The 19,081-nt window shown below is 63.5% G+C and carries 13 protein-coding genes and 2 pseudogenes; 5 read left to right on the top strand and 10 right to left on the bottom strand.

Going from position 1 to position 19,081, the window contains the following annotated elements; genetic code table 11:
• Nucleotides 1-206: 206 nt before the first annotated feature.
• Nucleotides 207-6,476 carry an amino acid adenylation domain-containing protein gene (locus tag ACM530_RS21100; protein ID WP_416363060.1) on the bottom strand — a complete coding sequence of 2,090 codons (6,270 nt, stop codon included), beginning with the start codon at nt 6,474-6,476 and terminating at the stop codon, nt 207-209.
• Nucleotides 6,477-6,966: 490 nt separating this feature from the next.
• Here ACM530_RS21100 and ACM530_RS21095 point away from each other — a divergent pair, with 490 nt between their 5' ends.
• Together ACM530_RS21095 and adeC are read left to right on the top strand one after the other, a co-directional pair.
• Nucleotides 6,967-7,761 (top strand): helix-turn-helix transcriptional regulator, encoded by a 795-nt coding sequence (locus ACM530_RS21095; protein ID WP_106578919.1) that lies wholly within the window; start codon nt 6,967-6,969, stop codon nt 7,759-7,761.
• The gene (gene adeC / locus ACM530_RS21090) at nt 7,761-9,185 is read left to right on the top strand and encodes an AdeC/AdeK/OprM family multidrug efflux complex outer membrane factor (protein ID WP_416363059.1); all 1,425 of its coding nucleotides are present in this window, start codon (nt 7,761-7,763) and stop codon (nt 9,183-9,185) included. Before ACM530_RS21095 ends, adeC begins: the two co-directional genes overlap by 1 nt.
• Nucleotides 9,186-9,227: 42 nt before the next feature.
• Here adeC and ACM530_RS21085 read toward each other — a convergent pair.
• From ACM530_RS21085 to ACM530_RS21060, 6 genes and pseudogenes are all read right to left on the bottom strand, one after another.
• Nucleotides 9,228-9,698: pseudogene (locus ACM530_RS21085) on the bottom strand (sorbosone dehydrogenase family protein); the annotation flags it as partial.
• Between the two features lie 47 nt (nt 9,699-9,745).
• Nucleotides 9,746-10,681, bottom strand: coding sequence for a pyridoxamine 5'-phosphate oxidase family protein (locus ACM530_RS21080; protein ID WP_416363058.1), 936 nt, complete (start codon nt 10,679-10,681; stop codon nt 9,746-9,748).
• Between the two features lie 80 nt (nt 10,682-10,761).
• Nucleotides 10,762-11,646 (bottom strand): LysR family transcriptional regulator, encoded by an 885-nt coding sequence (locus ACM530_RS21075; RefSeq protein WP_416363057.1) that lies wholly within the window; start codon nt 11,644-11,646, stop codon nt 10,762-10,764.
• Nucleotides 11,646-12,566 carry a LysR family transcriptional regulator gene (locus ACM530_RS21070; RefSeq protein ID WP_416363056.1) on the bottom strand — a complete coding sequence of 307 codons (921 nt, stop codon included), beginning with the start codon at nt 12,564-12,566 and terminating at the stop codon, nt 11,646-11,648. The genes ACM530_RS21075 and ACM530_RS21070 overlap by 1 nt, the downstream gene beginning before the upstream one ends.
• Nucleotides 12,567-12,595: 29 nt before the next feature.
• Nucleotides 12,596-13,228 carry a glutathione S-transferase family protein gene (locus ACM530_RS21065; RefSeq protein WP_416363055.1) on the bottom strand — a complete coding sequence of 211 codons (633 nt, stop codon included), beginning with the start codon at nt 13,226-13,228 and terminating at the stop codon, nt 12,596-12,598.
• Between the two features lie 104 nt (nt 13,229-13,332).
• Nucleotides 13,333-13,536: pseudogene (locus ACM530_RS21060) on the bottom strand (LysR family transcriptional regulator); the annotation flags it as partial.
• On the opposite strand from ACM530_RS21060, the gene ACM530_RS21055 reads away from it, so the two are divergent.
• Entirely contained in the window at nt 13,511-13,648 is a 138-nt protein-coding gene (locus ACM530_RS21055; protein ID WP_242199534.1) for a hypothetical protein, read from the top strand. The pseudogene ACM530_RS21060 and the gene ACM530_RS21055 overlap by 26 nt on opposite strands.
• A 141-nt stretch (nt 13,649-13,789) precedes the next feature.
• On the opposite strand, the gene ACM530_RS21050 is transcribed toward ACM530_RS21055, so the two are convergent.
• Together ACM530_RS21050 and ACM530_RS21045 are read right to left on the bottom strand one after the other, a co-directional pair.
• On the bottom strand, nt 13,790-14,581 hold the full coding sequence (locus ACM530_RS21050) for an ABC transporter permease (protein WP_145165900.1): 792 nt from the start codon (nt 14,579-14,581) through the stop codon (nt 13,790-13,792).
• Complete coding sequence (locus tag ACM530_RS21045; RefSeq protein WP_416363054.1) at nt 14,578-15,255, bottom strand: ATP-binding cassette domain-containing protein; 678 nt, start codon at nt 15,253-15,255, stop codon at nt 14,578-14,580. The genes ACM530_RS21050 and ACM530_RS21045 overlap by 4 nt, the downstream gene beginning before the upstream one ends.
• A 131-nt stretch (nt 15,256-15,386) precedes the next feature.
• On the opposite strand from ACM530_RS21045, the gene ACM530_RS21040 reads away from it, so the two are divergent.
• Both ACM530_RS21040 and ACM530_RS21035 read left to right on the top strand, forming a co-directional pair.
• Nucleotides 15,387-16,463, top strand: coding sequence for an aldo/keto reductase (locus ACM530_RS21040; RefSeq protein WP_262210259.1), 1,077 nt, complete (start codon nt 15,387-15,389; stop codon nt 16,461-16,463).
• Nucleotides 16,464-16,728: 265 nt separating this feature from the next.
• Nucleotides 16,729-17,934: a DUF1835 domain-containing protein gene (locus tag ACM530_RS21035; RefSeq protein ID WP_416363053.1), complete on the top strand. Its 1,206-nt coding sequence runs from the start codon at nt 16,729-16,731 to the stop codon at nt 17,932-17,934.
• On the opposite strand, the gene ACM530_RS21030 is transcribed toward ACM530_RS21035, so the two are convergent.
• Nucleotides 17,920-19,035, bottom strand: coding sequence for a catalase family protein (locus ACM530_RS21030; protein ID WP_372241502.1), 1,116 nt, complete (start codon nt 19,033-19,035; stop codon nt 17,920-17,922). The two genes, ACM530_RS21035 and ACM530_RS21030, sit on opposite strands and share 15 nt — an antisense overlap.
• Nucleotides 19,036-19,081: the final 46 nt, after the last annotated feature.

The following is a 19,081-nucleotide window of genomic DNA, read 5'->3' as shown; positions in this document are numbered from 1 at the left end:
GGATGGCCCGTCGCGGCGGCCCACGGATTCAAGCCTGCGTGAGGGCATGCCGAGCCTAGGCGAGGCACCGAGTGGTGGGGCAAAGACCTTTTGGTTACTTTTGGGGCGTTTGCCAAAAGTGACCCGCTGTAAGAGCGGAACCATACGAAGCCGTTACCGCAGCAACGGATATGTACTCCCCCCCAAAAAAAACCCAACCCCACCCCTCAAATCCGCCGACGCCGCCCAAGCTGCGGAATAGCCGTCTGCACAACATCCACACACTCCACCCGTGTCGCAGTGCAAGCTGCAAGCTGCGCCAAAGTCGGCTGACTGAACAACGTCCGCGCATCCACATCCAACCCCGCCTTGCGCATACGCGCCACCAAACTCACCGCCAGCAACGAATGCCCGCCCAGCTCGAAGAAATGGTCATGCCGCCCTACTCGCTCCAGCTTCAAGACCTGCGCCCAAATCCCCGCCATCAAGGTTTCCACCTCACCCACCGGCGCCTCATACGCACGGCTGACCACCGCCTCCAGCCCCGGCTCAGGCAGCGCCTTGCGGTCAAGCTTACCGGCGGGATTAAGCGGCAATACCTCAAGCTGCACAAAAGCCGCCGGCACCATGTACTCCGGCAATTGCTCCAGCACATAGGCCCGCAAGGCCTCCAGGCTCGGCGCCTGAGCGCGCAGGGTGAAGTAAGCCACCAGCCGCTCATCGCGAATCAGCACCGCCACCTCGCGCAACGCCGGATGCGCCGCCAGGCGTGACTCGATCTCCCCCAGCTCCAGACGCACACCGCGCAGCTTGACCTGAAAGTCATTGCGCCCCAGAAATTCCAGATTGCCGTCCGGCAAGTAACGCACCAGATCGCCCGTACGGTACAGCCGGTCACCCGCCACGAACGGGCTGTCGATAAAGCGCTCGGCCGTCATCTGCTCCAGCCCCAGATAACCCCGGGCTACGCCAACGCCGCCGATATGCAGCTGGCCGCTGACGCCCATCGGCACCGGCGCATCGTGTTCGTCCAGCACATACAGGCGCGTGTTGTTGATCGCACGGCCAATCGGCAGCTGCAAGGCCGGCACCGGATCGCCGGGTTCCAACGTCCACGCGCTGCTGTCCACCGTGGCTTCGGTGGGCCCGTAGACGTTATGCAAACGCGCCTTGGGCAGGCGCGCCTGCACGCCACGGGCCAGGGCTTCGGTGAGTTCGCCACCGCCGCAAAGCACGTCGGTGAGGCTGGTGCACAATGCCGACTCTTCCAGCTCGAGAAACTGCTGCAACATCGCCGGCACGAACTTGATCACCGTGATCTGCTGCTCGCGAATCACTTGCGCCAGATAAGCCGGTTCACGGTGGCCGTCGGGCCGTGCAAGTACCAGGCGCATGCCGTTGGCCAGCGGCCAGAACAGCTCCCACACCGAGCCGTCGAAGCTGAACGGCGCACGTTGCAGCAACGCGCCGCCTTCGGCATTCGGGCACAGCCGGGAGCCCCAGTGCATCAGGTTGCCCAGGCCGCGATGTTCGATCATCACGCCTTTGGGCGTGCCGGTGGAACCCGAGGTGTACATCACGTAGGCCAGGTTGGCGACGCTCAAGCCGGGCACCGACGGATTGCCGCTGGGCGCCTGGCTCCAGGCGTTCTGGTCAACGTCGATCACCGGGACAGACACCGCGCCCGGCAAGTCGCGGGTGGCGGCGTGCACCAGCAGGGCCACCGGTTGGCTGTCGTTGAGCATGTAGGCCAGGCGCTCGCGCGGATAGCCCGGGTCGAGCGGTACATAGGCGCCGCCCGCCTTGAGAATCGCCAGCAAACCCACCACCAGGTCCAGCCCGCGCTCGACACACAGCGCCACCCGCGAATCCGGCTCAACCCCGCGTTCACGCAGGTGGAAGGCCAGTTGATTCGCGCGCTCATTGAGCTCGCGGTAGGTCAGTTGCCGCTCGCCGGCCTGTACCGCGATGGCATGGGGAATGTGCCGCGCGTGGGCTTCAAACAGCGCCTGCACGGTCAGGGTTTCGGGGTAGCCGGTTTCGGTGGCGTTGAGGTCCACCAACAGCCGGTGCAGCTCGCTGGCAGGCAGCACCGGCACCGTGCGCAATGGCGTGGCCGGTGCGTGTTCGAGTGCGTCGACCAGGCCATGCAGCGTCGTGTCGAGGTATGCCAACAGCCGCTGGGCGCCGACCTTGCGCGGCGCCTTGGCCTTGAGCCGAAAGCCGCTGGCAACGTCGTCAACGGTGAGCATCAACGGGTAACTGAGGATGTCTTCACTGCTGAGCAGCGCAATGCCCGGCACCAGGTTCAGGCGTGGGTCGGCGTCGGTGTGACGGTAGTTGAGCAGGCTGTTGAACAGCGGCGACGCACTGCTGCAACGCTGGGCCAATGCAAGCGAAGCCTGTTCATGGGCCAACAAGGCGCTGAGCTGGGTGTGGGTGTCGTTGAGCGCAGCGAGCACGGTTTGCCCGGCCAGGCGCACGCGCAACGGCAAGGTATTGATGAACATGCCCAACGCGCGATCGGCGCCCTCGCCGGCTTGCAAACGGCCGAGCAGCACGGTGCCGAACACCACGTCATCGCGGCCCGCGACACGGCTGAGCACGTGCGCCCAAGCCAGATGAAACAGGCTGGCAGCGCTGACGCCAAGGGCACGCGCCTGGGCCCGCAGGCGTTGGTTGAGCGCGTCGCCGAGGGGCTGTTCGGACTCCTCGATTTCAGCGCGGTCCGCCTGCCGCTCCTGCAAGCCGAACGCCAGGGTCGGCTCGTCGACATCCGCCAGGCGCTCGCGGAAGAACGCCTCGTGGGCGGCCTGTCGTTCCGGCGCCCGGGTCTGTGCGACCACATTGCGATACGGCACCGGCACCGGCAGTTGCGCCTGCTCCCCAAGCAGGTGCGCGCGGATTTCGTCCACCAGCACGGTGGTCGAGGTGGCGTCGTTGACCAAGTGATGGAAACGTAGCTTGGCCACCCAGCGCCCGTTATGCGGCTCTTCGGCGTAATCCAGGGCCATCAGCGGCGCCTGGCGCAAGTCCAGCGGCTGATGCTGTTCGCGCAGGGGTTGAACCCGCAATTGTGCATTGCGCCACACCACTTGCATGGGCTGTTCCAGGGCATCCCAAGCCAGGCTGGTACGCAGGATATCGTGACGGTTGATCACCTGTTGCAAGGCCTGGGCAAACGCGTCGAGCTGCGCGCGACTGGCGAAACTGAACAGCGCATGTTGCTGATAGGGATCGCGTTCGTCGGTGAGGTGGTGGTAAAGCAAGCCTTCCTGCAACGGCGCCAGCGGGTAGATTTCCTGCACATTGGCCGCCCCTCCCGGAATGCCGGCGACGATGCGATCAATGCCGGGCTGATCCAGTTCGGCCAGCGCGAGCATGTCTGGCGTGATGTGCGTGCAACCCGCCGGGATGCGGTTAGCCGGCACCTGTCTGTCGCTGCCGGCACTGGCCGCCGCCAACGCTGCCAGGGTGGGCTGGCCGAACAACACCTGCACGTCGGCGCGCAACCCGGCATCACGCATGCGTTGCACCAGTTGCACCGCCAGCAGCGAGTGCCCGCCCAACTCGAAGAAATGATCATGGCGCCCTACCTGCTGCACGTGCAGCAATTGCGTCCAGATCTGCGCCAGGGTGGTTTCCACGCCTTCGCGTGGCGCCTCAAACAACCGCGTCACAAAAGCCGCCTGTGTGGGCGCCGGCAAAGCCTTGCGGTCGAGCTTGCCGTTGGCGGTGAGCGGGAAAGCCTCCAGCTTCACGTAGGCCGCCGGCAGCATGTAGTCAGGCAACGAGCCTTGTAGATGGGCACGCAGCGATTCGACAGTGACGCTGGCGCGTTCGACATACCACGCCAGCAATTGCCCCTCACGAAACAGCACGGCGGCTTCCATGACGGCCGGGTGCGTGGCCAGCGCAGATTCGATTTCCCCCAGCTCGATACGCACGCCGCGGATTTTCACCTGATCGTCATTGCGGCCCAGGTACTCGAGATTGCCGTCGGGCAGCCAACGGGCCAGGTCGCCGGTGCGGTACATCCGGCCGTTGCTGAAGGGGTCATCGAGAAAGCGTTCGGCAGTCAGTTGCGGACGGTTGAGATAACCGCGCGCCACGCCCTTGCCGCCGACGTACAACTCCCCCGCCACACCGATGGGCACCGGGCGTTGCTGCTCATCAAGCAAGTAAACGCAGGCGTTGGCGACCGGTGCGCCGATATGCAGCGGCCGGCCCACTTCGACACGCCCGGAGGTGGCGACCACCGTGGCTTCGGTGGGCCCGTAGTTGTTGATCACCTCGAACGTCTGCGTTCGGCTGAACGAGCGAAGCCGGTCGCCGCCGATCAGCAATGTACGCAATGTAGGGTGTTCCAGGCGCTGACTGAAGGCGTACTCGGCCACCGGCGTCGGCAAAAAGCACACCTGCAACGGCTGCGCGCGCCACCAGTTGAGCAATGCATCGATGTCCTGCGCGTCATCCTGTGCCGGCGGCAGGTGCAGCGTCGCGCCCACACACAGCGCCGGCCAGACTTCCCAGGCCATCGCATCAAACCCGAAGCCGGCCACGCTGGCCGTGTGGCTGCCGGCGCGCAGGTCGAACGCCCGGCAATGCCAGTCCACCAGGTTCGCCACCGTATGGTGCTCGACCATTACGCCCTTGGGCTGCCCGGTGGAGCCGGAGGTGTAAATCACGTAGGCCAGGTTCGACGGCGTGACGGCGACCCGCGGACTGTCGCCCAGGTGCACGGCCGGGTGCTCCAGGCGGATGACCGGCACGTCCAGCAAAGGCAGGCGATGCAGCAAATCCTGCTGGGTCAGCACCGCCACGGGCGCACTGTCGTGCAACAGGTAGTTCAGGCGTTCGGCAGGATGGGCCGGGTCCACGGGGACATAACAGGCGCCGGATTTGAGGATCGCCAACAACCCCACCAGGGTGTCCAGGCCACGCCGGGCCACAATCGCCACGCGATCGTCCAGCTGCACGCCGTGTTCGAGCAACTGCCAGGCCAGCGCATTGGCCTGTTGATCGAGCTGGGCGTAGGTCAACTGCTGGCCCTGGTGCACCGCCGCGATGGCCTGCGGCGTGCGTGCGGCTTGCGCTTCTATGCGCGCGTGCAGGGTTTGCGGTTCGGTGGCGGGTTGTGCGGTGGCATTCCAACGCAGCAATTGGGCCTGTTCGGCCGGCGTGACCAGCGACAACTCAGCCACGCTCAGCGCGGTGTCTTCCAGGCCTTGTTCCAGCAGCCAGGTAAAGCGCTGCGCCATCGCTTTCACGTCGTCGTGCTGGAAATACGCCTCGTTGTACACACAATGCAGGCACGCGGTGTCCTGGTAACGGTTGCTGCGCAGGTGGATGGCAATCGGCAGCGGCTCATGATGGTTGGAAACCTTGACCGCGCGGGCCTGGACCTGACCGTAACGCAGGTCGTGGTCGTCCTGCTCGAAGGACACCGACAGGTCGAACAACTGGCCGCGATCTGTACGCCGCAGGCCCAGCTCACGGTTCATCTCGCTCAACGGGAAGCGTTGATGACGGAAATCCTGCTTGAGCTGGTCACGTATGCCACGCACCAAGGCGCTGAATGACAACTGCTCGCTGAACTGAAAACGCACCGCACTCACCTGGGTGAACAAACCCACAGTAGACCGAAAACGCGCGTTGGAGCGGTTGAGAATCGGCAACCCCACTACCCACTCATCGCGTTGGCTGGTGCGGGTGAAATACACGTACATCGCCGCCAGCAACACATGAAAGGCCGAGGCCTGATAACGGTTGGCCACTTGTTCCATGCGGTTGAGCAGCGCCACCGGAAACGCTTGCACCAGCGTATTGCTCGGCGCCTGCGCGTTATGCCGAGGCGTCAACAGCGGCGCGGGCAGCACCTGGTATTTGTCCAGCCAATAGGCACGGTCACGGGCATAACGCGCCGATTGCAGGTAGCGCTGGTCGGTGTCGATGAAGTCGATATAGGACGGCGCCAGTGGCTCCGGTTGCCGACCTTGCTCCAGGTCGCTGTACAGCCGCGCCAGGGATTGCAGCATCTGGCCAAAGCCCCAGCCGTCGAGGATCAGGTGGTGAGCCTGGGTTCCCAGGCGGTAGTGATCATCGTCGAGTTTGACCAGGAAAAACCGAAACAACGGTTCACCGCTCATGGCATACGGGCGGGCCATTTGCGCCTGCATCAATGCCTGGGTCGCGGCCTGCGGGTCGGGCAGCGCAGAGTAATCGTACTGGCCCACTTCCACGGCCATCGCAGGGACGAAGGTTTGCCGAGGCAGACCCTGGTCGTCGCTATGCAGCTGGGTGCGCAATGCATCGTGTTTGGCCACCAGCCGCTCGACGGCGCGCTGGATCAACTCGGGGACCACCGGCCCGGCGAAATCGACATAGCCGCCGATGTTGTACAGCGGTGAGTCGCCCACACGCAGTTGGTCGAGCCAGATGTCCTGTTGGGCAGCGGTGAGGGGGAAGCTGGCCGGCTGGCGGCTGAGATGCGTCATAAGATCCTTCTCATGGGAGGTCAGGCACTGGCCGCGCGAGGGCCCATTTCGCCGAAATTGCCGGATTTGAGCATGGGGGTTCGGGCCTGTCTGTCACCCGAAACCCGGACACCACAAAGGCGCAAAACGGCCTTGACTGAGGGTTCATTGCTGAATCGATTAAACGCTTGTAGGAAATTGGCTATTTGTGACCGCTACCAATGCTTAAAAGAATTTTTTAAATAAACATATTTCTCATATAAATCAGCACGTTAATTAAATCTAAAAAGCATAGGCGGTTTTTCGTGGGCGGAATGAGCTGTCAGAAACGTCGAATTAATGACGTGGTTTTTATGGCAGGTTGTGTCCCTCGTTTCCGCTGCATACGTAGGACAAATCCCTATGGCTAAATAAAATCTCGAACGCCGAATTACGTTCAAGGAGCACGGACCGCGCCTCACAAACCCAGGGCGCCCCGTCGACGGTTTTCGACATCAAGGATGAGATGGCTATGAGTCTGACCCGCAGTATTGGCGACACACAGAGCCCGCATTTCTACGCCGAAATGGGTGAGTTGATTTCAAGCAGCGGCCACCAGCACTTCGCCGCCAACATGTTGCACCTCGTGGACAAGTGGGTGCCGATTCATCTGGTGGACCTCAGTGAATGGACCCTCGACGAGCTGCGCGACAGCGTGCGCGAGATCAAGCTCCTGGGCAGCGCCGGCGTTAAAAATGACCTGTCTGCGCCGCAGACCCTGCACCCCATCAAAGACCACCCGCTGCTGCGGCAAATGCTGCGCATGCAGGACCCGCTGTTGATTCAAATGAAGGCCAAGGCCAACAGCGCGCACCCGCGCGGCAGCTCACACCAGTGCAACCTGGTGTCGCGCCAGGGCAATCGACGCTGCGTGATTTCGTTCTATCGCCCGCCGACGCAGCCGGGGTTTTCCCTGGCGCAGTTGTCGTTCCTCAAGTGCCTGTCGGACACCCTGCTGCCGTTGATGGAACGGCACGCGCAGATCCTGCGCCAGGCACCGCACACCGAGATCGAGCCGGCGCACAACCCGCTGGAGCAGTCGCAGCTGCAGCGCGAGTTCTACAAGCGTTTGTCCTTAAGCGATATCACCCTCTCGGCGCGCGAGCAGGAAGTGTGCCTGGGCCTGTTGACCGGCGGCACCGTGCCGCAAATGGCGGAAAAACTCAGCGTGAAAAACAGCTCGATCGAAACCTACCTCAAACGCGCCGCAGCCAAGTTGGGCGTCAGTGGCCGACATGGCCTGGCCAAATGGATGGTTGGCGCCTGATGAACAAAGGGATGCTCACAACGCTAGGCGTGGCCTGGATGCTCGGCGGTTGCTCGCTGATCCCCGAGTACCAGCGGCCGGCGCCGCCTGTGCCGGCGCAGTACCCGCAAAGCGGGGTTTATCGCCTGGCGCAATCGGGCACCGTGGCGATAACCCAGGACTGGCAGCAGGTGTTCCACGACCCGGCCTTGCAGCAGTTGATCGCCAACGCGCTGCTCAACAACCGCGACCTGCGCGTTGCGGCGCTGAATGTGGAGGCGTTCCAGGCGCAGTACCGCATCCAGCGTGCGGACCTGTTCCCGGCCCTATCCGCCACAGGCGCCGGCAAACGCCAGAAGTTGCCGGGCGATGTGACCGGCACCGGCAAGTCTGCGATTACTTCCAATTATTCCGCCACGTTGGGGCTCAGCGCTTATGAACTGGATTTGTTCGGCCGTGTGCGCAGCCTCAGCGAGCAGGCGATGCTCACGTACCTGGGCACCGAAGAGGCGCGACGCAGCGCGCAGTTGAGCCTGGTGGCCAACGTCGCCAATGCGTACCTGACCTGGCGCGCCGACCAGGAACTGCTGGCCCTGGCCCAGCAAACCCTGGATGCCGACGACCACAGCTGGCAGCTCACCAGCCGCAGCAAAAGTGCGGGCAAGGCCTCGGCGCTGGACGTGGTGCAAGCGCGCACCGCGGTGGAAAGCACACGTGCGAGCGTGGCCCGTTATGAACGCCAGGTCGCCCAGGACCTGAACAACCTCGCCCTGCTGGTGGGCGCGCCGGTGGATGAGCATTTGCCGGCGCGCCCACTCGCCGATGAGCTGGTGGCGCGCGTGCCCGCAGGGTTGCCGTCCGACTTGCTGCAACGGCGCCCGGATATCCTCCAGGCCGAATATCAGTTGCAGGCCGCCAACGCCAATATCGGCGCGGCGCGCGCAGCGTTCTTTCCATCGGTGACCCTCACGGCCAACGCCGGCAGCACCAGCACGCAACTGTCGGGGTTGTTCAAGGGCGGCTCGGGCACCTGGACCTTCCAGCCGCAGATCAACCTGCCGATCTTCAACGCCGGCAGCCTGCGCGCCAGTCTCGACTACGCAAAACTGCAAAAGGACATCACCGTGGCCCAGTACGAAAAGTCGATCCAGACGGCTTTTCAGGAAGTCGCCGACGGCCTCGCCGCCCGCCAGACCTTTAATGACCAGCTGGATGCACAACGCGATTTCGTCGCGTCCAACCAGGCCTATTACGACCTGGCCCAACACCGCTACCGCAGCGGCGTGGACAGCAACCTGACGTTTCTCGATGCACAGCGCTCGTTGTTCAGTTCGCAACAAGCGCTGATTGTCGACCGGCTGGCACAGTTGGTGGCGGAGGTAAATCTGTATACGGCGCTGGGTGGCGCGTGGGGGGATAGGCCGGTGCTGGCGACGGCAAAATAAAGCGGGTTTGGATGTGGGCTAGCCACATCCTTTGTGCAGCGTTCAAGGGGTGCGCTGTGCCACCCGCCACACCTTGTTGCCCACATCGTCTGCCACCAGCAACGCGCCTTGTAACCGGCCTGCGGGTTGCGGTTCCACGAACCCTGTTCACCGACAAACACGCCATCGGCGAACGCCGTTGGTAATCGGGCACCTGGTGGCTGCCGATTTCGTCACGCTCGTTGACCACTGTCCACAGTTGGGTGGAGCCAGGCTTCCAGATGGCGGCGCGGCCTTCTTCGGCGTCGAGGCCGTTTTCACCGACATTGCTGTTGGAGCCCACCGTCACATAGAGCCGCGTGCCGTCCGGGTTGGCCAGCAGGTTTTTGGTCCAGTAATGGTTGATCCCGGCCGGCAGCCCGGTGACCTTTACCGGCGTGGCGTCTATGTGGGTCTGGCCCGAGGTAACGCCATCTTGACCACCGCGTCGGCGTTGCCGATGTACAGCTCATCGCCCGCCAGCGCCATGCCGAAGCATGCGCTTGGCCGGCTTGTGACAACCACTCCGGCCGCGCTGCAAATCACAGCCAACGGCCCATCGCCAGGCTGAACGGCGAGAACTCGGCAAACTGCCAGCGCAACGCCAACGCTGCCGGGCGCCGTACCGCATGTTCCACGGTCAGCGTCCATAACCGCTGCGCACCGTCGAACATGGCCACTTCGGGGCCGCTGAGGATCAGCGCGGTGCGCCCGGCAATCTGCAGCACGTCGCCCGATTCGAAGTCGATAAACAACAGCCCCGCCACCGGGTTGGCCGACAGGTTGCCCAAGGTGTTGAAGAACAGATTGCCGGCGAAGTCGGGAATGGTCAGCACATTGCCGTCGACGCGCACGAAGCCGGTGTTGCCGCCGCGATGGGAGACGTCTACCGAGCGTGCGCCCTCCTCGTCAACGTAGCTTGCGACAAAGAAGGTGTCAGCGTTGCGGATAAGGTGTTGCGCGGCGTCATCCAGCCCGTCCAGAGGCTCGACCAAGGTGCCGGGTTGGCGCGCGATGCCCTCGACCGGGCGTTGTTGAATGTACTTGGGGCAGTTGCCGAACGTGTGCACCACCTCGACCGAAAAGCCAGCGTGACCAAGGCTGCCCACGCGCCCGTTCATGCGGTTGCGGCGGCGGGTTGTGAGGTCGATGCCCAGCAGGCCCACGGACGCACCGCGGTGTAACGCAGCCAGCGCCGGGTCGCCCTTGGACGGCAAGCTGTCGATCTGCAAGGTGTGCGGGTCGGGTGAATGGGCAAACCCCGGCGCGCCTTCGAGTAGCGTCGCCCAAGGGATGCCTTGCGCATCCACCACCGCGAGCATCAAGTAGGGCAACAGCGGATAAAAATCCCGATGCTGCTCCGGCAAATGGTCGCGGATCACCTTGGGCCCCACGACTGCCATGCGCTCGGCAACGCCGGCGCTTTGCTGCATCTGCCGTTCGCCGGCATGCCAGGGAGAGGGTTCGATCAGGTTCATGGCGCACACCTCAGTGTTGGATGGGTGAATGCTGCGCTCTGTCGCCCATCGAGAGAATGCCCACGCTTGGCAATCCAGCATTACGCCAACTGAAACGCCGGATGGTCACGCAGCGCTGCCACGCAGTGATCGACAAAACTGCGCACGCGCATCGGCGCGTTGCGGCCTTCGCGGTACACCACGTGCACCGCCAGCGCCGGCGGTTCAAAGGCCGGTAGCAGGCGACGCAACTGGCCGCTCGCCAACTGGTCATGCACCGGGTAGCTGAGGCAGCGAATCAGCCCCGCACCGTGCACGGCGGCATTGATCGCGCCTTGCACCGTGGTGCAACTCAAGCGTGCGCGCGCCTTCAATGAGCCGCCTTTGAAGCCCCAGTCAACCTGATCGGCACTGGCGATCAGGCGATGCTGCTTGAGGTCGTCGGGATGCGCCGGCTCGCCGTGAGCGGCCAGGTAGTCGGGGCTGGCGCAGAGAATCGGGCGCACCTGCCCTACCCTGCGGGCGATCAGTGACGAACTGGGCAGTTCACCGACCAGGATTGCCACGTCCAGCCCCTCTTCATGCAGGTTGGGGTAATAGTCGTGATAGCGGGCAACGAGACGCACGTCGGGGTAACGCTCCATATAGCCAGCCAACACCGGCGCCATGATGTAGCGGCTGAACAGAAACGGCAGAAAAACTTGCAGGTTGCCCTGAGGCTGCGCGTGCAAACCCTGGGCCGAGGCTTCGGCGGCGTCCACCGCGGCCAGCAGGCGCACGCAGTCGGCCAGGTAGGCGCTGCCCGCGTCGGTCAGGCTCACACCTCGCGTACTGCGTTGCAGCAACTGCGCGTGCAGGCGCGCCTCCACACGCGCAATCGCACGCATCAGGGTCGGGCTGGAGACGTGTGCGTGACGGGCCGCCGAGGCCAGGCTCGGTTGCCCGGCGAGCGCCGCAAACAGCTGCATGTCGCGATAACGCTGCATCAGCTGCGCCGCCTTAGCGCCGGGTTCAGGGCCGCGTCCTGCCCGAGGCGCTGAGTGAGAAAGTCGACAAAGGTATGAATTTTGGCCGGTACCCGCGCGCTCTTCTGGAACACCACCTGGATCGGCAGCGGCGCCGGCTCAAAATTCTCCAGCACAATTTCCAGTTCTCCCGCCGCCACCGCCGCTGCGACTTGATAGGACAGCACCCGCGTCATGCCCCAACCCAACCGCGCCAGGTTGATCGCCGCGTTATTGGCCGTGACCACCAGACGCGGCTCGATAGGCACGGTCAGCGGTTGGCCGCCCTCGATAAACCGCCACTCGCTCACCAACTGGCTGGAGGACGACGTGACGATCTTCGCTTCACGCAGTTGCTCTGGCCGCGCCGGCCTGCCGTGCTGGTCGAGATACCCTGGCGCAGCACACACTACGCGGCGCACTTCACCCACCTTGATCGCCTGCTGCCCGGGCTCTTGCAGATGGCCGATGCGCACGGCCACCTCCACGCCTTCATCGACCATGTTCACCACGCGGTCGACCAGCAAGGCGTTGATGCTCACCTGCGGAAAACGGTCCAGGTAATCGCCCAGCACCGGCGCCACATACAACTCGCCAAACAGCACGGGCGCGGTGAGCGTCAGGTGACCGCGCGGGATGGAATAACTGCCTGCCGCCGCGTCCTCGGCCTCGTTCAGTTCGGCGAGGATGCGTCGGCAATCTTCCAGGTAGCGCTGGCCGGCTTCGGTCAGGTGCAGGCTGCGCGTGGTGCGCGCCAGCAGTTGCGTGCCGATGCGTTGTTCCATGGCGGCAATGGCCCGGGTCACGCTGGGCGGCGAGGTTTTCAGGCGGCGTGCGGCAGCGGCGAAGCCCGCCTCCTCGGCGACCGCGAGAAATACCTGCATTTCATGAAATCGGTCCATCGGCGCTCACTCTTCTGGCCACAGATCATTTACGGCGCTTGCAGCCCCACTGCCGTGCGCGGCATGCCGACAAAGCCTGGCAAGGCCTCGATGCTGGCGAGCCAGGCACGCACCTGAGGGTAGTCGGCCAGCGACACATTGCCTTCCGGCGCGTGGGCGACGTAGGTGTAGAAGGCAATATCGGCAATACTCGGTTGCTCGCTGGCCAGGAAGCGGCTTTGGCCCAATTGCTGCTCCACCAGCCTCAGCAGGGCGTGCGAGCGACTGATGGCGCTGACGGTGTCGACCTCGGCGCCAAACACCACGGCCAGTCGCGCGGCCGCCGGCCCGGCGTGAAGTTGACCGGCGGCGGCCGACAGCCAGCGCTGCACGCGCGCCTGGCCGGCAGGATCACTCGGCAGCCATTGTCCGTCGCCGTAGGTGTTCGCGAGGTAAACCAGGATCGCATTGGAATCGGCCAACACCGTGCCATTGTCATCAATCACCGGCACCTGGCCGAAGTGGTTGAGGCGGGCCATAAAGTCCGGGGACTTCTGCGCGCCCTGCTTGAGGTCTACCAGAATAAACTCGCGGGGCAGCCCCAGCAGCGACAACATCAGCTCCACTCGGTGGGAGTGGCCGGACAGCGGGAAACCATACAGTTTGATTGCAGACTGGGACATGAAAGGCTCCAAGGATGAGGTATCGACGCCCCGCATGTTCCACCGCTGCGCTGATCGAGGGAATCATCAGGATTTACAATCCAGCATTTCAGCGGACGAAACAATCACTGCGCGAATAATTCCATGATCAGGCTGAACAGCGTGATCTTCACCGCGCTGTCCAGCTCGGTCCAGGCCAGTCCGGTGCTGGCCTCATACACCCCCAGCTCGAGGTGACGCGACACGCAATTGGCCGGCAACACCCCGACGCACAACCCGGCAGACACCAGCGCGAGCATGGTAGTGAACTCGCCCAGCTCCGAGGCGATGTTCTCCCACACCGTGCCGTTCGGTGATGCGGTGCAGGCATTTGAGCTGGCGGCGGACAAGACCCAGGCGATGAAGGTGGTGCTGGACTTTGGTGTGGCAGATCTGGATTGAGGCCTTCCCGCCAAACCCTGGAGGAGCTGTCGGGCTTCAGCGAGGCTGTGATAGCGGTGGTTCAGTCAGCTTATTCGGCGACTGATACACCGTTATCGCAGGCAAGCCAGCGCCCACATTTGGGCGGTGCTGGCTGCTGTGTCAGCGCTCTTGCAGCCGGTCGCGCAAAAACCGGTGGTGGGTGGAAAACAGCCGCCTATAGGTGAGCAACACCGCACCTACCGTGCCCAGCGCCGACGACGCGGCGATCAGAAACATGATCACGATCTGATACCGCACCGCGTCCACCGGGCTCTCTCCCGCCAGTACCTGGCCGGTCATCATGCCGGGCAGGCTGACGATGCCAACCACCGTCATCTGGTTCAGCGTCGGGATCATCCCGGCGCGTACTGCCTGGCGGATGGCTTCCTGCGCGGCTTCCCAGCGCGAACCGCCCAACGCCAGGATCATCTCGATGGTGTTGCGCCCCGAGGTCAGTTCCTGGGTCATGCGCTCGATGCCCAGTGACACGCCGGTCAGGGTATTGCCAAGGATCATCCCCAGAATCGGGATCGCATACTGCGGCTCGTACCACGGGTGGATGCGGATCACCGCAAACAAACCCACCGCCGTAACCAGCCAGGAACTGCCCCACACCGACAGGATGCTGTCGACCCGTTGCCCGCGATAGGTCCTGCGTCCACGCCCGGCCGCCGACAGGCCGGCGATCAAGGTCATCGCGCACATCAGCGGCAGCACCACGTACCAGTAGGCAAACTCGAACACCCAGCCCAGCAGATAACCGATGGCCAACAACTGCACCACCGTGCGCACCGCCGCCCACAGCAACTGGCGACCCAGGCCCAGGCGCAACAGCAAAGACAGCGCGCCGTTGATCAGGATCAGCGAGGCGGCGATACCCATGTCCAGCGCGGTGAGGTTTTGATAGTTCATGGTTGGGCCACTGCGCTCAGCACGCCGACGCTCATCTGCAGGTGGATGGCGCTCATGCGTTGGGCCTGGTCGAGGTCGTGGGACACCCAGATGAAAGCACGCGAGGTGTCGCCGGCAAACCAGGCGTCGATCAGCGCTTCCACATCACGGGAAGACGTAGGATCAAGGGCCGCTGTGGGTTCGTCGAGCAACAGCACTTCGGGGTTGAGTTGCAGCGTGCGGATCAACGCGACCACTTGGGCTTCACCGCCCGACAGGTCACCGGCATTTTTGTGCAGAAAGTCCGCCGTCTTCCCGGCATGCCCGAGCAGCGTGGTGACCGCCTGCAGGTCAAAGCGGCGCTTGCGCAACGTCTTGAGGCTGAACGGGAAACGCAGGTTGTCTTGCACCGTGCCCTCAAGCAGCGCAGGGCGTTGCGAGAGGTAGCTGATGTGGCTGCGGTAATGGGGAATTTCGGCGTTGGCAACGGGCCGGCCATTCCACAGAATCTGCCCCGCGGTGGGCGCATCCAGCAGCGCCAGCGCACGCAGGAACACGCTTTTGCCGGAGCCGGAAGAGCCGGTGATCGACACGCGGTCGGCGCTGTTCAAGGTAAAGTCTGTCGGCTCAAGCAAGGCCACTTGGCGACGCTCGTCCACGCGCGTGAGGGCGCGGGTTTCTATCAGTGCGCTCATGGACGCGGTGTTCCTCTTAAATCCTGTTGGGCGCAATGGTGCGGCAGGTGCACGAAGATTTCATGAAAAAATTCAAACTATCGCCGTTCATGTCGTTCACACCTTCACGTGCAATGTAAACAGGAGGCGACATGCAATACCGACAACTGGGCCATTCAGGCCTGCTGGTGTCCGAAATCATCCTGGGCACCGTGCCCTTCGGCGGCCGCGCCGAGTTTGAAAAGTGCGGCGCGGTGGACGTGCCGCAGGCCAAGCGCATGTTCGACATCGCGTTCGACGCCGGCGTGAATATGGTCGACACCGCTGACCTCTACTCCCACGGCCTGGCCGAAGAAGTGGTGGGCAAGGCCTTGGGCGACAAGCGCCACGACATCCTGTTGGCCACCAAGGGCCGCAGCCCGGTGGACAAGAACCCGAACAACTCCGGTTCCTCGCGCTACCACTTGATCCGCGCCTGCGAAGCCAGTTTGAAGCGCCTGGGCACCGACCACATCGACCTGTACCAATTGCACAATTGGGACGGCATGACGCCCATCGAGGAAACCCTCGAAGCGCTGCGACTGCTGGTCGGTTCGGGGAAGATCCGCTACTTCGGCACCAGCAACTTCACGGCCTGGCAAATGATGAAAACCCTGGGCAAGGCCGAGCTGCACGGCATGCTCAAGCCCATCACCCAGCAGATTTACTACACACCGGAATCGCGCGAAGCCGAATATGAACTGCTGCCGCTGGCGCTCGACCAGTCCGTCGGCACGCTGGTATGGGGCCCGATGGGCGAAGGCCTGCTGACCGGTTCGACGCGGCGCGGGCACAAACCACCGGCCAATACCCGCCAAGGCAGTGACTGGCCGGAACCCTATGTGCATGACCAGGAACGCGCGCTGGATATCATCGAAACCCTCGCCGCCGTAGGCGACGAGCACGGTGTATCGGTGGCGCGCACTTGCCTTGCGTGGCTCAAGGATCGCCCGGGCATTACCTCGCTGATCGTCGGCGCCCGCACCGAAGCACACTTGCGCGACAACCTGGCGGCGACCGAACTGAAACTCACCGAAGAACAGTCTTCACGCATCGAGGCGGTGACGCGGCGACAGCCGTTGTATCCGTACTGGCATCGCTTCACCGCCGGGATCGACCGTTTTGACCCGGCGGAGCAGCCGTTCCTGGCCGAGCATCAAAAGACCATGGATGCGCGCAAGGACAAGTAAGAGCAACACAACAAAATGTGGGAGCGGGCTTGCCCGCGAAAGCGGTGGTTCAGTCAGCACATTGGCTGACTGACACCGCGCTGTCGCGGGCAGGCCCGTTCCCACACGTGCAGGGTTGCACTGAGCGCCAATGCTGCCTATATTTCCCGCCTGGCGCTCTCTACGCCACCTTCCGCGGAAAGGGCTGCGCCCAAGACACTCACGCTGCATTTCATTTCTACGACTCCCAACCTTAAAGCGGAAAAGGTATGTGCAAGGAGATCGTATGTCGCAACGCCCTGTATCCTCCAACACCGATGGCCGTCTTAACCTTGAGCAGCAGCGCAAGCGCGCCAAGGAACTGTTGCCGCGCCTGAAAAGCCAGGACCCCACCGCCACGTTGTCCCAGGCCCAATGGCAAGTCGCCCGGCAACTGGGTTTCAGCAGTTGGCCCAAGCTCAAGGCGCACGTCGACGCCCTCGACTTCGCCGCCCGCCACCCCGCGTTTGAGGCCAGTGATGAAGCCCGCACCACCCACTGGCGTTGCGGCAGCGACATTGCCCACACCCTGCAGGTGGCGGGGTTCAAAGGCCAGTTCCAGATGCTCACCGACCCGCTGTGCATGGGGCCGGTGCGTGACCTCCCCGGCGACGCGTTCCGTGCGATGCGCAGCGCGTTTATCAGCCAGGCGTTCGCCCTGGACCCCACCGAAGCCGCGCGGCGCATCAGTGATGAATACCACCAGCTTGAGGTCTTGGCCGACGCCGATCACAGCGTGCTGTGGTGCGAGGCGGATGCCTATGACCAGCTGTTCCTGATCCGTGCGTTGGCCGGGCTTGAGCAGGCACCGCGCAAGCTTGAGCTGATCGAAGTGCACCGCATTCCCGGCGTCGAGCGGTTTATCGGCATTGGCCAACTGGCACCCGACGTCCTCGCGTGGTTATGGCCACAGCGCCGGTTGATCGACGATAAGGCCGTGCAGCTGGCAAAGCAGGCCTGGTCGGCTTATTGCAATCCCTCGCCGGTCGACTGGGCGCAACTGGCTCACGGCAACCACCGCGCCCTGCCCTTGCTCGCGCCCGCGCTGAGGCGTCAATTGCAGGAGCTGCCAGGCATGCGAGATGGTTTGTCACTCACCGAACGCTTGTCCCTGCAGTACATCGCCGAAGCCGGGCCCGTGCCCTTTGGCCGGGTGTTCGCAGAACTGATGGGCAAGCGTGAGCCGCTGCCGTTTCTGGGCGACATGATGTTCCATGCGTTGTTGCGCCCGTTGATCGATGGTGACGCGCCGTTACTGGTCGAAACTGCGACCGAGCACGATTGGCCGCGTCGCCCACTCGCACTGACCCCACTGGGGCAAGCGGTGCTGAACGCCGACGCCTATTGGCTGGACCATGCCAGCCATACGCGTTGGGTTGGCGGGGTGTGTCTGGAACCCCGCCAACCCCACTGGACGCTGGATGACGACCACCAACCTTTATGGCGTGATTGACGGCCGCGGTTCGTGGATCGGGCACCCGTTGTGCTCGGCCCTGAACCCGGACGACATCTCGTAAGCAGGTTTACGCACGCGCATTACTCCGCCCAACGGGCGATGCGCCGCCAGCCCGTGCCACGGGCTGAAGGCCATGCCGTCGTCGATTTTCTGGACGTTTTCAGGGCTCCAGGCCGCCTGGGGTTCGAGGTCGATGCGCGCCACGGTCACGTACGGGCTGAGGTCCTCGGGCCATTGCACGGAGGCATCCTCGATGGGCATTTTTTCCAGGTCAGTGGCCAGTTGCACGCGCACCTCCCAGGTGCCGCCGCTCTGGGCAAAGTAAGCCTCAACGGCTGCGCGCAGGCCGTCGGGGTTGTCGCCAAAGTCCACGTGCAAGTCGGTCAATGCCGTCAGGTTGGACGACACCGGCACCACAGCGATTTTGGCGTAGTAAGGGCCATAGAGCATCGGCACCACGCTGGAAAAGCTTTCGCCAAGAATATGGGTCTGCGGATGGCCACCAAGGCTTTTCAGCGTGCCGCTTTCGCCGCCCATGGATTCAAGGGTGGCTTCCACGCCTCGCAGCAGCGCCGAGAAGGCTTTTTTCATGCCCGGTGCCTTGTCAGTGGTCTTGGCCAACAATTTCAGGGTTTTCAAAAAAGCCTTGGGCGTCGCGGCCGTGAAGGCCTTGGCGTTTTGCATGACGAAATCCTGGGTGACCTCGCCATCACTGCCCGGCAATCGCGGGCCGTCCACGCCGACGATCTTGATTGCCAGCCCGCGGGGCGTGGACACCTTGTCATCGAGAATATCGCCAGGGTTGGTCGAAAAGCGCAGGTACACCGGCAACCTCACCGGTTTGGCAAACGCGCCCTGGGCCAGTGTGGCGGGCAGGTTTTCCAGCACGCTGATGTGCCCGCGTAGCAAGCCATGGGCCTTGGCGTGGACACTGCGAGTGGCGTGGCCACTGTCGCGAAAGGTCGTTTCCATGATGCCGTGCAGCGCTTCGGCCAGCTCCTTGCTGGTCTGCGCTTCATCATCGGGAATCTGTTCGAATGACGGCTCAAAAGCCAAAGGCTGAATTGCTGGGTTGACTGCAGGTAGGTCGTTCATCAGGCGTCTCTCCGCTCGGCAAGGTATTCACGGCAGGCTTTTTTAATAG

It is taken from the genome of Pseudomonas sp. NFX183, assembly GCF_047943075.1.
Classification (GTDB): domain Bacteria; phylum Pseudomonadota; class Gammaproteobacteria; order Pseudomonadales; family Pseudomonadaceae; genus Aquipseudomonas.
The sequence above is the reverse complement of the archived record's forward strand: the minus strand, read 5'-3'. Positions and strand labels throughout refer to the sequence as shown.